Origin of the sequence: Streptomyces sp. ML-6, from assembly GCF_030116705.1 — a bacterium.
Lineage (GTDB): Bacteria > Actinomycetota > Actinomycetes > Streptomycetales > Streptomycetaceae > Streptomyces.
The window spans coordinates 7479868-7491895 of the sequence record NZ_JAOTIK010000001.1; the positions used below are offsets into that span (position 1 = coordinate 7479868).

The 12028-nt window shown below is 72.5% G+C and carries 12 protein-coding genes; 7 read left to right on the forward strand and 5 right to left on the reverse strand.

What is annotated here, in order from left to right:
• Positions 1-4: 4 nt before the first annotated feature.
• Entirely contained in the window at positions 5-1162 is a 1158-nt protein-coding gene (locus OCT49_RS32820) for an FAD-dependent monooxygenase (protein WP_283855427.1), read from the reverse strand.
• Between the two features lie 97 nt (positions 1163-1259).
• Between OCT49_RS32820 and OCT49_RS32825 the strand changes: the two genes are divergently transcribed.
• Positions 1260-1850, forward strand: a complete 591-nt coding sequence (locus OCT49_RS32825; RefSeq protein WP_283855428.1) for a TetR/AcrR family transcriptional regulator — start codon at positions 1260-1262, stop codon at positions 1848-1850.
• A 179-nt stretch (positions 1851-2029) separates the two neighbouring features.
• On the opposite strand, the gene OCT49_RS32830 is transcribed toward OCT49_RS32825, so the two are convergent.
• Positions 2030-2332, reverse strand: coding sequence for a hypothetical protein (locus OCT49_RS32830; RefSeq protein ID WP_283855429.1), 303 nt, complete (start codon positions 2330-2332; stop codon positions 2030-2032).
• A gap of 360 nt (positions 2333-2692) precedes the next feature.
• Between OCT49_RS32830 and OCT49_RS32835 the strand changes: the two genes are divergently transcribed.
• From OCT49_RS32835 to OCT49_RS32850, 4 genes are all read left to right on the forward strand, one after another.
• Entirely contained in the window at positions 2693-4090 is a 1398-nt protein-coding gene (locus OCT49_RS32835; RefSeq protein WP_283855430.1) for an APC family permease, read from the forward strand.
• A gap of 126 nt (positions 4091-4216) precedes the next feature.
• A complete protein-coding gene (locus OCT49_RS32840; protein ID WP_283855431.1) occupies positions 4217-5281 on the forward strand; it encodes an NAD(+)/NADH kinase in 1065 nt (354 codons plus the stop codon).
• A gap of 97 nt (positions 5282-5378) precedes the next feature.
• On the forward strand, positions 5379-6032 hold the full coding sequence (locus OCT49_RS32845) for an HD domain-containing protein (RefSeq protein ID WP_283855432.1): 654 nt from the start codon (positions 5379-5381) through the stop codon (positions 6030-6032).
• Between the two features lie 173 nt (positions 6033-6205).
• Entirely contained in the window at positions 6206-7078 is an 873-nt protein-coding gene (locus OCT49_RS32850) for an EamA family transporter (protein WP_283855433.1), read from the forward strand.
• 186 nt (positions 7079-7264) lie between these two features.
• Here OCT49_RS32850 and OCT49_RS32855 read toward each other — a convergent pair whose 3' ends face one another.
• The gene (locus OCT49_RS32855) at positions 7265-7855 is read right to left on the reverse strand and encodes a lytic polysaccharide monooxygenase auxiliary activity family 9 protein (RefSeq protein ID WP_283855434.1); all 591 of its coding nucleotides are present in this window, start codon (positions 7853-7855) and stop codon (positions 7265-7267) included.
• Positions 7856-8103: 248 nt separating this feature from the next.
• Between OCT49_RS32855 and OCT49_RS32860 the strand changes: the two genes are divergently transcribed.
• Positions 8104-9600 carry a glutamate synthase subunit beta gene (locus tag OCT49_RS32860; protein ID WP_283855435.1) on the forward strand — a complete coding sequence of 499 codons (1497 nt, stop codon included), beginning with the start codon at positions 8104-8106 and terminating at the stop codon, positions 9598-9600.
• Between the two features lie 74 nt (positions 9601-9674).
• Here the strand turns inward: OCT49_RS32860 and cynS are convergent, their stop codons facing one another.
• A complete protein-coding gene (gene cynS / locus OCT49_RS32865) occupies positions 9675-10145 on the reverse strand; it encodes a cyanase (protein ID WP_283855436.1) in 471 nt (156 codons plus the stop codon).
• A 94-nt stretch (positions 10146-10239) separates the two neighbouring features.
• Positions 10240-10845, reverse strand: a complete 606-nt coding sequence (locus OCT49_RS32870; RefSeq protein ID WP_283855437.1) for a carbonic anhydrase — start codon at positions 10843-10845, stop codon at positions 10240-10242.
• 122 nt (positions 10846-10967) lie between these two features.
• On the opposite strand from OCT49_RS32870, the gene cynR reads away from it, so the two are divergent.
• On the forward strand, positions 10968-11870 hold the full coding sequence (gene cynR / locus OCT49_RS32875; protein ID WP_283855438.1) for a transcriptional regulator CynR: 903 nt from the start codon (positions 10968-10970) through the stop codon (positions 11868-11870).
• Positions 11871-12028: the final 158 nt, after the last annotated feature.

Sequence of the window (12028 nt, forward strand, 5' to 3'; positions counted from 1 at the left end):
ACGGTCAGTCCGGTCGCGGGGGCGTCCAGTCGGCGTGCCGCAGGATGGCGCGGACGGTGACCCGCGACGGCGCCAGCCGCAGCGCCCCGTTGCGCAGTGCGATCGCCACCGGATGCGACAGCTGCTGCCCCATCCGGCCCGCCCGACGAGCCGCCCTCGCGACCGACTGGCTGCGGGGGCGGCGCTCGGCGTCGTAGCGGCGGAGCGCCGACTCGACGGAGGGCCCGGCGCGGAGCGCGGCGGCCAGCGACACCGCGTCCTCCAGCGCCTGGCAGGCGCCCTGGCCGAGGTTCGGGGTCATCGCGTGGGCGGCGTCGCCGAGAAGGGCGACCCGCCCGACCGCGTAGGAGGGCAGCGGGGTGACCAGCTCGTTGACGTCGTGGTGCAGCACGGCGCCGGGCCTGGTCGCCGCCAGCAGGGCCGGAATGGGGTCGTGCCAGTCCCCGAACCGGCGGCGGACCTCGGCGAGCGGGTCCGGATGACGCACCCCGGCGGGCGAGTTGAACACCGCGTGCCACTCGGCCCGGCCGTCCGCGAACACGATGTGGCCGAACTCGGCCCCCCGGCCCCAGGTCAGCTCGAAGTCGGTGCGCAGCTCCACCGGCGACTCCGTGATGGCGCGCAGCACCGTCGAACCGCTGTGGACCGGGCCGGGGTGCCCCGGGAAGAGCTGGGCGCGCAACCGGCTGTTCACACCGTCGGCGGCCACGACCAGATCCGCGTCGAGAACGGTGTCGCCCGCGGTGAGCCGCACCCGGGAGGCGTCGGAGCGGTCGACGGAGGTCACCTCGGCCCCACCGACCAGGGCTCCGGCGGGCAGCGCCGTGCGCAGCAGCCGGTGCAGCACGGCCCGGGGAATGCCCACGATCGGGGTGCCCGACTCGCGTTCCAGCGCCGCCCCGTCCATGCGCGTCAGCAGGCGTCCGCCCGGGGTGCGGGTGCCGCCGGTGTACTGGGGCCGGGCGGCCGCACGCACCGCGGCCCCGACGCCGAGGGCGTCCAGCGCGCGGATGCCGTTCGCGTGCAGGGAGATGCCCGCGCCCGCGTCGTCCGGTCCGCTGCCGCGCTCGACGACGGTCGTCTCCCAGCCGGTACGGCGCAGCCCGATCGCGGCGGCCAGCCCGCCGATGCCCCCGCCGACCACCACCGCAGTACCGCCCATGCCGGCCCCCTCTTCCGTCCCGTACCGTCACGCCCTCGGGCTTCTATGGCTGTAGAAGGAGAGTACTACGCGGCCTCTACAGGTGTAGAAAGAGGGGATGAGTACTGATCGACGCACCGTTCTCGCCGACGCGGCCATCGAGGTGCTGGCCGACGAGGGGATGCGCGGACTGACCCACCGGGCCGTGGACCGGGAGGCGGGCCTGCCCCCGGGTACCACCTCGGCCTACTTCCGCACCCGCCGGGCCCTGCTCACCGGGCTCGTCCGGCGGCTCGTCGAACGGGACCAGGCGGAGCTGCGGGCGGCGGGGGAGCGGACCCCGATGCCACGGACCCCCGGCGAACTCGCGGACGGGCTCGCCGCGTTCGTCGAGGGACGGCTCACCGGGGAGGGGCGGCGGCGGTCGCTCGCCCGCTACGCGTGCGCGGTCGAGAGCGTGCGCCATCCGGAACTGCGCGAAATCCTCGTACCGCGCCGGAACGCGGCACGGGAGATCGTGCGGGAGTTCCTGGACGCCCGGGGCGTGGCGGACGCCGAGGGGCGCACCCTCACCCTGCTGGCCTGTGTGGACGGGCTGGTCTTCGACCGGCTGGTGAGCGGCGGCGACGTGCCGGGGGGCGAGATCGAGGGACTGGTCGCCGCGGCGCTGCGGGAGCCCCGGGCGGGCGGTGAAAGCCCGGGCCGGTGAGACCTCCGGGGTTGTGAAACCCCGGCCCCGTGAAATCTCCGAGCCTGTGAAACCCCTGACTCTGCGCGGCGTACGGTGGCCGGGCCGGCGTGCCCGGCCGGGAGCGGTGTGCCCACGGGCGGCCCCGAAGGTGCTGCGCGGCCGGTCCCGAAGGTGCTGCGCGGACGGTCTCGAAGGTGCTACGCGGCCGGCCCCGGTTCCCTGCCCGGTGACGCCGGGACGGTCGCCGCCCCGCCCGCCCGGACCGCCCGCACCGCCATCTCGTGGAGCTGCCGGCTCTCCTCCTCCGAATGGCACGGCACGGGGCTGCCCGACATGGTGAACCAGTCGATCGCATCGGTGTACTGCACGGTGATCTGGGCCGTGTCGTCCGCCCAGGTCGTATGAACGGTGAGGTCCCCGGACAGGACGCCGACCTCGTCCGTGAGCACACCACCGCGCCCGGAGAACACACCGCGAGTCGTCCATGACGCCCAAGCCATGACTCCAGGCTGGCACCAGGACGGCCGATGCGCGACCCGCGGCCGTCGCGCCCCGCGTTCCCCGGCCGACCCCGCCGGCTCCGCCGAGCCTTCCGGCATGCGGATACGGGCAAAACATTCCTCCGGGACGGCTGCGGTTCCCGTACCCGCCGATCCCCCGCAGAAAAAAGCGCTGTCAGCACAAAAGCGTCGGATCAGCACCATCGAGCAACGAATTCCGAAGTTGAACAGCTCTTGACCAACGGAACTCGTCGGTATTGCATGTCGCGCTGGGAGCGCCGAAACCACTCACCACGTCCTCGTCTGGAGGCGATACCGCTCCCGCGCTCGAACACCATCACTGTTGATCGGAACCGCACGATGACCGACACGCTCAGCGCTCCCCAGGCGCTCGCCCCAGCGACCGGCCCCACCCCCCAGAAGCTCAAGCGTTCCATCGGCGTCGTGGGCGGAACACTGCTCACGCTCTCCTGCGTGACGCCCGCCTCGACCCTCTTCGTGGTCGTGCCGGACCTGTTCTCCAGCCTCGGCACGTACACCGCCCTCACCATCGCCATCGGCTCGCTGCTCTGCATCGCGGTCGCCTTCTGCTACTCGGAACTCGGCACCCTCATCCCGAGCGCCGGCGGCGAGTACGCCATGGTGTCGACGATGGCGGGACGGCTGGCCGGGTGGCTGGTCTTCGTGCTCTCACTGCTGGTCGTGATGATCGTGCCCCCGGTCATCGCGATGGGGACCGCCGACTACCTCGCGCCCGTCGTGCACATCCCCGCCCCTGTGGCGGGCGCCGGAGTCATGCTCCTCGCCACCCTCGCCGGCCTCCTGGACCTGCGTGCCAACGCGTGGATCACCGGGATCTTCCTCGTCCTCGAAGTGATCGCGGCGGCCGTCGTCGCCGTGCTCGGCTTCGCGCACTCCGAGCGCGGCGCCTCCGCGCTGGTGCACGGGTCGGTCGCCCAGCCGGACGGCGGCACGTCGAACGTCACGGCCATGATGGTGATCTCCGGGCTCGCGATCGCCCTCTTCATCACCCAGGGCTTCTCCACGGCCGTCTACCTCTCCGAGGAACTGGAGAACCCGCGGCGCAACGTCGCCCGCACCGTGCTCGCCACCCTCGCCATCTCCACGGCCGTCATCCTCGTCCCCGTCATCGCCATCACCCTGGGCGCACCGGACCTGGAGGCGCTGACCTCCGGCGACCTCAACGCCATGGTCGCCGCCTGGTCCAACTCGGCCGTCGGCACCTTCGTCAGCCTCTGCGTCGCCCTTGCCATCATCAACGCGGGCATCGTGATGGTCATCCAGAACTCGCGGGTGCTGTTCGCCTCCGCCCGCGACAAGGCCTGGCCCGCGCCGGTCAACCACGCCCTGTCCCGGCTCGGCCGGTTCGGCTCCCCCTGGGTCGCGACCCTGATCGTCGGCGTGCCCGGCGCGGCCCTGTGCTTCGTCAACCTGGACACCCTGTACGGCGTCACCGGCGTCTCCGTCACCGCCATGTACCTGCTGGTCGCCGTCGCGGCCCTGCTCTGCCGCCGGGGCGCGCACCGCGAGGCACCGGCCTGGCGCATGCCGCTGTGGCCCGCGGTCCCCGTACTGCTGATCGTCGTGCTCGGGTACATCCTGACCCAGCAGGAGACCGAGTACCTGCTGTGGACCGGCGGGATCACCGCGGTCGCCATGCTGTACTGGGCGTTCTACCTGCGGCCCCGCAAGGAGACCCACTGGACGGTCAGCATCCCGGAGGACGCGTGGGCCTGACCCTCCCCGGACGCGTTTCGCACGGTGTCCGGCCCGTCGGCGAGGAGCCCCGTCGACGGGCGGGCATCCCCCTGGTGCCCGCACAGTGGGATGAGGACGTCGTCGGAACACGGGAGTCGTGGCGGGATGGGTGTCGAGCGGGTCGGAGTCGTCGTTCACCAGGGCCATCCTGAAGCGGTCGTCGCCTCGGAAGTCGTACGCGACTGGTGCGCCCGCGAGGGCATCCCGTGCACGGACATCGACGTGTGGCGCGACGACGCGCGCAGACGCGGCGGACGCGAGGAGGCCGATGTCGCGGGCAACCCCGACCTCGTCGTGACGCTCGGCGGCGACGGGACGTTCCTGCGCGGCGCCAGGATCGCCGCCAAGAACGGCGGCGCCGTCCTCGGGGTCGACCTGGGCCGTGTCGGCTTCCTCACCGAGGTGCCCGCCGGGGAGGTCGTCCGGGCGCTCGACGCCGTCCACCGCGACCGGGCGGAGGTCGAACAGCGCATGACCCTGACCATGCGGGCCTCCCGGGCCCTCGAGGTGCCCCCGGACATCGACGCCCTGATGGCCTACGGGCAGCGCCCCGTGCTGCCGCCCCCGCAGATCGCCCCCGGCGAGGAGGCCACGGCGGAGGGCTGGGGCGTGGCACTGGACGTCACCGCGCTCAACGACGTCGTCGTGGAGAAGCTCGCGCGCGACCGGCAGGTGAGCCTCGGCGTCTACATCGGCGGCCGGCTCCTCGCCTCGTACTCCGCCGACGCGGTCATCATGGCCACCCCCACCGGCTCGACCGCGTACAGCTTCGCCGCGGGCGGCCCGGTGGTCTCACCGCGCATGGACGCCGTCCTCTTCACTCCCGTGGCGGCACACATGACCTTCGACCGCACGGTGGTCGCCGCGGCCGACGAGCCGGTCGCCGTAAGGATCCTGCCCCACTCGGGACAGGCCGCGGTGACCATCGACGGCCAGCTGCGCGGCGTACTGGGCGCCGGGGACTGGCTCGGCGTGTACGCGGCACCGCGCCGCCTGCGGGTCGTCAGGCTCGGCCCGAACGACTTCTACGGACGACTGCGCACCCGTCTGCGCCTCACGGACGCCCCGGCCACGGCCGCCGACGGCGAGAGCGCCCCGCTCTTCCGCCCCGACGGACCGGTCCCGCACGACCTGGCCCACCTCCATCTCTCCCCGGCGGACAGGGACTGAGGACCGCCCGGCGAACCGGGACCGCGAGGCCGAAACCCACGTACCCCCGAGCCGTACCCCCGAGCCGTCCATCCGAGCCGCACGACAAGGAGTTCCCATGCCCGACAGCACCGATCTCCCCGCCTTCACCGCCGTGCCGGTTCCCGACACCGCCCTGGCCTCGGCGGCGACCCAACTGGTGCGCGACACGACCGACGACCTGATCTACCACCACTCCCGCCGCGTCTACTTCTTCGGCGGGCTCCGGGGACGCCGGGGCGGTCTGAGCTTCGACCCGGAGCTGCTCTACGTCGCGGCCATGTTCCACGACCTCGGCCTCGGCGAGGAGTTCCGCCACAGCGGGCGCCGGTTCGAGGTGGACGGCGCCGACGAGGCACGGCGGTTCCTGCAGGGGCACGGGGTGCCCGAGGACAGCATCCGGCGCGTCTGGACGGCCATCGCGCTCCACACGACCCCGGGAATCCCGTCGTTCATGGAACCCGAGGTCGCGCTGGTGACGGTCGGCGTGGAGTACGACGTGCTGGGCATCGGGTACGACGACATCGACGAGGCGGACCGGGCCGCGATCGTCGCCCTCCACCCCCGGCCCGACTTCAAACGGCGCATCCTCAGGGCCTTCACCAAAGGAATCGAAGCCAAGCCGGAGACCACGTTCGGCAATGTGAAGGCCGATGTGCTGGAGCGTTACGTACCCGGATTCGAGCGCGGCAACTTCGTGGACACCATCCTGAACTCCGCCTGGCCGGAGTGACCGGTACGGGCGGACCGGGCGCCCCGGACGAGGACGGCACCCGTCGTTATAGTTGGCGCCTACAGGAAAGCGACGGACGGTGCGGAGGAACGACCGTGCGGGAACGGTGAGTTCGGCCCCGGCCACGCCGCGTTCCCCTGCCGTTCCTCCGCCGTCCACGGAAGGGTCACGCGATGCCGGCCGTCCTCGTCCTGCTGCTCTCCGGCACCTGGCTGCTCTCCGGCGCCCTGGTCACCGGGACCGATCCGCTGATCGTCGCCGTGGGCCGGACCGCCGTGTGCTGCGCGGTGCTCACCGCCGTCGCCGCCGCCACCGCGGACGGCCGGGCCGACCTGCGCCGGGCCGCCGCCCGGCCGGGCACCGTCTGGCTGCTGGGCCTGCTCGGATTCGCCGGATACGCGGCCGGAACCCTCCTCGCCATCCCGCGCATCGGCACCTCGCTCACCAACCTCGTCGTCGCGCTGATGCCCTGCGCCTCGGTGGCGGTCGGCGCGCTGTTCTTCGCCGAACGGTCCGGGCCGCGCAAGGTGGCGGGGGCGGTGCTGGCCTGCGCGGCGGCCGCCGGATACGCGGCGCTCGGCGCGGACGCGGGGGACGCGGACGGGGCGGGACTACTGCTCGTGGCGGCGGCGACCGCGGCCTTCGCCGTGTACGGATTCCTGTACAAGGAGCGGCTGTCGGGGCTGCCGCCGCTCGCCGTGCTGCCCGTGCTGCTCGCGGCCGCCACCTGCCTGCTGCTCCCGATGGCTCTGCCCGCGCTGATCGCCCACCCCCCGACACCTGCCGCGACCGGCGGCATCGTCGTGCTGGGCGCAGCCGTCTACGCGCCCGCCTACCTCGTGCAGCACCGGCTCATCCTGCTCCGCGGTCCGGTCTTCACGGCCGCCGTGCAGCTGGCCGTTCCCTTCATCGTGCGGCTGGGCGACTGGGCGCTGGGCACCGCGCCCGCCCCCTCGCCCGCCGAGCTGCTGCTTCTGACGGTGTGCTGCGGCGGGATCGCGCTGGTCACTCTCCGGCCGCAGCCCCGGCTCGCCACCGCCGAATGACGGCAGGCGCCGGGCCCGGCACACGCCGCAGTCCACCTGCGGGGAGCGGCCCGGGCCCGGCTCAGGCCCCGGGCCGCTCCCCGGCTGAGAACTTTCCCGGCCGGGCGGGACTTTCGGAACACGTCCCGGAAGGCCGTCGGGTGATCCGCTGTCCGGGGCGGGCCCACCCCGGACAGCGGACCGGACTCAGAAGGTGACGTCCGAGCAGGCGTAGAACGCGTTGCCGGTGTCGGCGATCGTCCAGACGCCGAGAATCAGGTGCTTGCCCGATTTCTGCGGCAGGACCCCGGCATGGGTCACGGTGGACGCCGGCAGCCGGCCGCCGAAGGGCACGGTCAGGAACGGCTGGGGGTCCAGGTCGGCCCGGGTGAGGGGCTTGGTGGGGTCGTAGCCGTCCTTGGTGATGTAGTACCGGAAGTCGGTCGTGGCGTGCCGGGCGGTGATCCGCCAGCGGAAGGTGTAGCTCTGCCCGGCGGTGACCTGGGTCGCGGGCCAGTTGCCGCCGCGCGGGTCGTCCAGCTCGGAGAACCGGCCGATGCCGCCGGCGCAGATGGTGCCGTCGACCGGGCCGCGGGCGGGGAAGCCCTTCGGACCCTCGACGCTCGGCGGCTCCCACTGGATCTGGCCGCAGTTGCGCACGGTGCCGTTGCCGCACAGCTGTTGACGGCTGACGGGGGCGTCGGTGTAGCCGTGGCTCTGCGCGCTGCCGGTGGTGGCGAGGAGGGCGGCCCCGGTGATCCCGAGGCCGAGTACTAACGAGGTGATCCTTCTGCGCATGCTTCGCTCCTGGGAGGTGTGGCGCTGAGAGGCGAGTGGGGGACACACTTCCACTCCACTAGGTCTAGACCAACTTCGAGACTAGCCAGGGCGTTTGGTCATGTCCATACCATTCATGCGTCATCGTGCGACCCGCCGGTAACCGTCCGGGCCGTGCCACAGGGGTGTCGCCGGGCGGTGTGTCGGTCGACGAAGCGGGCGTACGCTGACAAAAAGCCCGTGGCCGTGAGTGAGTGATGGAGGCGGCCATGACCGACCCGCACGGCTTCCTCAGATTCCCCCGCCGGCCCGTCCCGGCCCGGCCGGTCCGGGAACGGCTGGGCGACTGGAATGAGGTCCACGCCGGCCAGGTGCTCCTCCCTCTCGTCCGTGAACAGGCCGGACGCTGCATGGACTGCGGCATACCGTTCTGCCATCACGGCTGCCCCCTGGGAAACCTCATCCCCGAGTGGAACGCGTACACGAGGCGGGAGGACTGGCGGGCGGCTGCCGAGCGGCTGCACGCCACGAACAACTTCCCGGAGTTCACCGGACGGCTCTGCCCCGCACCGTGCGAGGACACCTGTGTGCTCACCCTCGACGCGGCCCCGGTGACCATCAAGAACGTCGAGCAGGCGATAGCCGATCAGATCTGGGAACGCGGGTACGCCGCGCCGTGCCCGCCGGCCCGGCCCAGCGGAAGGACCGTCGCCGTCATCGGCTCCGGCCCCGCCGGCCTGGCCGCGGCACAACAGCTCACCCGCACCGGCCACACCGTCACCGTCTACGAGCGTGCCGACCGCGTCGGCGGGCTGCTGCGCTACGGCATCCCCGCCTTCAAGCTGGAAAAGCACCACCTGGACCGGCGCCTCGGGCAGCTGCGGGCCGAGGGCACCGAATTCCGCACGGGGGTGGACGTCGGCGTCGACCTCGACGCCGCAGCCCTCGCCGCACGGCACGACGTGCTCGTCGTCGCCGTCGGCGCGGGGGAGCGGCGGGAACTGCCCGTCCCCGGGCGCGAACTGGGCGGCGTCCACCAGGCGATGGACTATCTGACCCTGGCCAACCGGGTCGCCGAGGGCGACCGCCCCTCGCCGGGCGTCACCGCCGAGGGCAGACACGTGGTCATCATCGGCGGCGGGGACACCGGATCGGACTACATGGGCACCGCCCTGCGCCAAGGGGCCGCGTCCGTGGTGCAGTTGGACATCAACCCGGAGCCGGGGGAGAACCGGCGGGACACCGAGCCCTGGCCCGTGCACCCGAAGGTCTACCGGGTGTCCCATGCCCACGAGGAGGCCCGGGCGCGGTCGGGCACGGACCCCCGGGTCTTCTCCTCGGCCACCCTCAGCTTCGAGGGGGACCGGACCGGCCGGGTGCGCGCCCTGCACCTCGCGGAGGTGGAGCCCGGAACCAGGAGGCCGCTTCCGGGTACCGAACGCGACATCCCGGCGGACCTGGTCCTGCTCGCCCTCGGCTTCCACGGCCCCGAACGCGGCACGGGACTGATGCGGCAGCTCGGCCTCACCCTGGACGACCGGGGGAACTTCGCCCGGGACGCGGACTTCGCGGCCGGGCCGGCGACGACGTCCGGCGCCCGGGCGGACGGCGTCTTCATCGCCGGGGACGCGGGGCGCGGCCAGTCCCTCGTGGTGTGGGCCATCGCGGAGGGACGGTCCGCCGCTGCCGCCGCGGACCGTTATCTGAGCGGCTCCACGGTGCTGCCGGCGCCCATCGCCCCTGGGGACCGGCCCCTGACTGCCTGACCGCTTCACCGTCTGACTGTCTGTCCACTGAACAGCCGGGCGTGTCCGGCGGGTCGGATCAGAAAGGCGCCGGATCAGAAGGGCTTGGTCGGCAGGTACTTGCCGTCCAGGGTGATCACCGCGCGCTCGCCGCCCTCGGGGTCGGCGACCTTCTTGACGTCCAGCCTGAAGTTGATCGCGCTGATGATGCCGTCCCCGAACTGCTCGTGGACCAGGGCCTTCAGCGTGGTGCCGTAGACCTGGAGCATCTCGTGGAAGCGGTAGATCGTCGGGTCGGTGGGGATGCCGCCGGGGATGGAACCGCGGGTCGGGATGGTCTGCAGCAGCGCCGCGTCGTCCTCGTCCAGGCCCAGGAGCTCGGCGACGGCCACGGCCGAGGCCTCGGGCAGTGCGTGCTGGCCGAGCACGGCGGCGGTGGCGAAGGCGACCGACAGGCCCGCGGCGTCGGCGATCTGCTGCCACGACACGTCCTTGCGAGTCTTGGCCGCGACGGCCTTGGCGGCGAGGTCCTGGCGGGCGGTGGCGTCGAACTGTGCGTGCACCATGGGAGGGTTTTCCTTTCGGGCGTGCCGTTCGTCGGAAGAGGGCGGAACGGCGGGTTCAGGGGCGGCTCCGGGTGGGAGCCGTACGGGGGAGGGGTCAGGCCGTGAGGGCCGTCGGCCGGCCGACGGTGCCGAGCCGGTCGACGGTGCCGGTGGCGATGTCGTAGACCCAGCCGTGCAGGGTGAGCGCCCCGGAGGCCGTGGCACGTGCCACCGAGGGGTGGGTGGACAGGTTCGTCAGCTGGCTGAGCACGTTCTCGCGCACCAGCGCCGCCACCTTCGCGGCCCCGGACCCGCCGGCGGTGGTACGGGCCACGGAGGCGTCCGCGTGGCGCAGCCAGTCGGCGATCGCGGGTGCGTCGCTGAGGTCATGACGCTCGGCCAGGGCGGTCATCGCGCCGCAGGCGGAGTGCCCGCACACCACGATGTCCGTGACGCCGAGGACGGCGACCGCGTACTCGATGCTGGCCGCCACACCGTCCGGTCCGGGAGCGCGGGCGGGGACGAGGTTGCCCGCCGTACGGATGACGAACAGCTCGCCCGGCTCGCTCTGGGTGATCAGTTCCGGCACCACACGGGCATCGGAGCAGCCGATGAACAGCGTCGTGGGCCGATGGGTGCCGGCCAGGCGGGCGAAGAGCTCCGCCTTGGCCGGGAAGACATCCTGCTGAAAACGCGCGATGCCCTCGTTCAGATCGTGCATGGTCACTCCCTTCGGAATCTGCCGGCCGGTGAGGCTGACGAGATCCACCATGTACGACCTGCATCTATAGCGTCCAAGACGCAATAGTCATGGCTGCTATCGATGGCATCTATAGTTCACCCATGGCCCCGGAAATCCGTCACCTGCGCTATCTGCTCGCCGTCGCCGAGCACGCCAACTTCACCCGTGCCGCGGAGGACCTGCGCATCTCCCAGCCGACCCTCTCCCAGCAGATCAAGCAACTGGAACGTGCCGTCGGCGTGCAACTGCTCGACCGCACGGGCCGCACCGTACGGCTCACCGACGCGGGCGAGACCTATGTGCACTACGCCCGCCACGCGCTGCGCGACCTGGCAGCCGCCGAGCGCGCCGTGATGGACGTGGCCGACCTGTCCCGGGGGCATCTGCGGCTGGCGGTGACCCCCACCTTCACCGCCTACCTCGTCGGCCCGCTCACCGCGGAACTCCACGCCCGGCACCCCGGCATCACCCTGACCCTCCGGGAGATGACCCAGGACCACATCGAAGCCGGGCTGCTGGCCGACGAGACGGATCTCGGGATCGCCTTCCACGGGCCCCATCTGCCCGGCATCGGCGCGGCGGAGCTGTTCACCGAGACCCTCGGCCTCGTCACCGGGCTACCCCACGCCGGTGACCGCGGCCGGCCGCTGCCCGTCCGGGACCTCGCGGAACACCGACTCGCGCTCCTCAGCGGCGACTTCGCCACCCGCGGTCACATCGACGCCTACTTCTCGGCCCACGGGATCGAACCGCGGATCGTGGTGGAGGCCAACTCCGTCCAGGCCCTGACCGAGATCGTCGAACGCACCCCGCTGGTCACCGTCCTGCCCGACGCCATCACCCACGACAACCCCCGCCTCGTCCCCGTGCCGCTCGACCCGGCCCTGCCCGCCCGCACGGTCACTCTCCTGCGGCGCGAAGGCGCCTACCGGAGCGCCGCCGCCCGGGCCTTCACCCGCCTCGCACGCGACCTCGTACGCGCCCGCGGCTACGCCTCGGCCTGACGCGGCGCCACGCGTGTCCCGGCCCGGCGCGGTGTCATGCGCCTCCCGGCCCGAGGCGATGCCATGCGTGCCCCGGTTCGATGCGGTGCCGTGCATGCCCCGGCCCGACGTGGTCACCGTCCCGATGCGGTCGAGGAAAGTAGAACGCCAAAAAAGAA

Bases quoted from the DNA above. Each gene is read 5' to 3' on its own strand.
- OCT49_RS32820 (WP_283855427.1), bottom strand. From the start codon at position 1,162: ATGGGCGGTACTGCGGTGGTGGTCGGCGGGGGCATCGGCGGGCTGGCC.
- OCT49_RS32825 (WP_283855428.1), top strand. From the start codon at position 1,260: ATGAGTACTGATCGACGCACCGTTCTCGCCGACGCGGCCATCGAGGTG.
- OCT49_RS32830 (WP_283855429.1), bottom strand. From the start codon at position 2,332: ATGGCTTGGGCGTCATGGACGACTCGCGGTGTGTTCTCCGGGCGCGGT.
- OCT49_RS32835 (WP_283855430.1), top strand. From the start codon at position 2,693: ATGACCGACACGCTCAGCGCTCCCCAGGCGCTCGCCCCAGCGACCGGC.
- OCT49_RS32840 (WP_283855431.1), top strand. From the start codon at position 4,217: ATGGGTGTCGAGCGGGTCGGAGTCGTCGTTCACCAGGGCCATCCTGAA.
- OCT49_RS32845 (WP_283855432.1), top strand. From the start codon at position 5,379: ATGCCCGACAGCACCGATCTCCCCGCCTTCACCGCCGTGCCGGTTCCC.
- OCT49_RS32850 (WP_283855433.1), top strand. From the start codon at position 6,206: ATGCCGGCCGTCCTCGTCCTGCTGCTCTCCGGCACCTGGCTGCTCTCC.
- OCT49_RS32855 (WP_283855434.1), bottom strand. From the start codon at position 7,855: ATGCGCAGAAGGATCACCTCGTTAGTACTCGGCCTCGGGATCACCGGG.
- OCT49_RS32860 (WP_283855435.1), top strand. From the start codon at position 8,104: ATGACCGACCCGCACGGCTTCCTCAGATTCCCCCGCCGGCCCGTCCCG.
- cynS (WP_283855436.1), bottom strand. From the start codon at position 10,145: ATGGTGCACGCACAGTTCGACGCCACCGCCCGCCAGGACCTCGCCGCC.
- OCT49_RS32870 (WP_283855437.1), bottom strand. From the start codon at position 10,845: ATGCACGATCTGAACGAGGGCATCGCGCGTTTTCAGCAGGATGTCTTC.
- cynR (WP_283855438.1), top strand. From the start codon at position 10,968: ATGGCCCCGGAAATCCGTCACCTGCGCTATCTGCTCGCCGTCGCCGAG.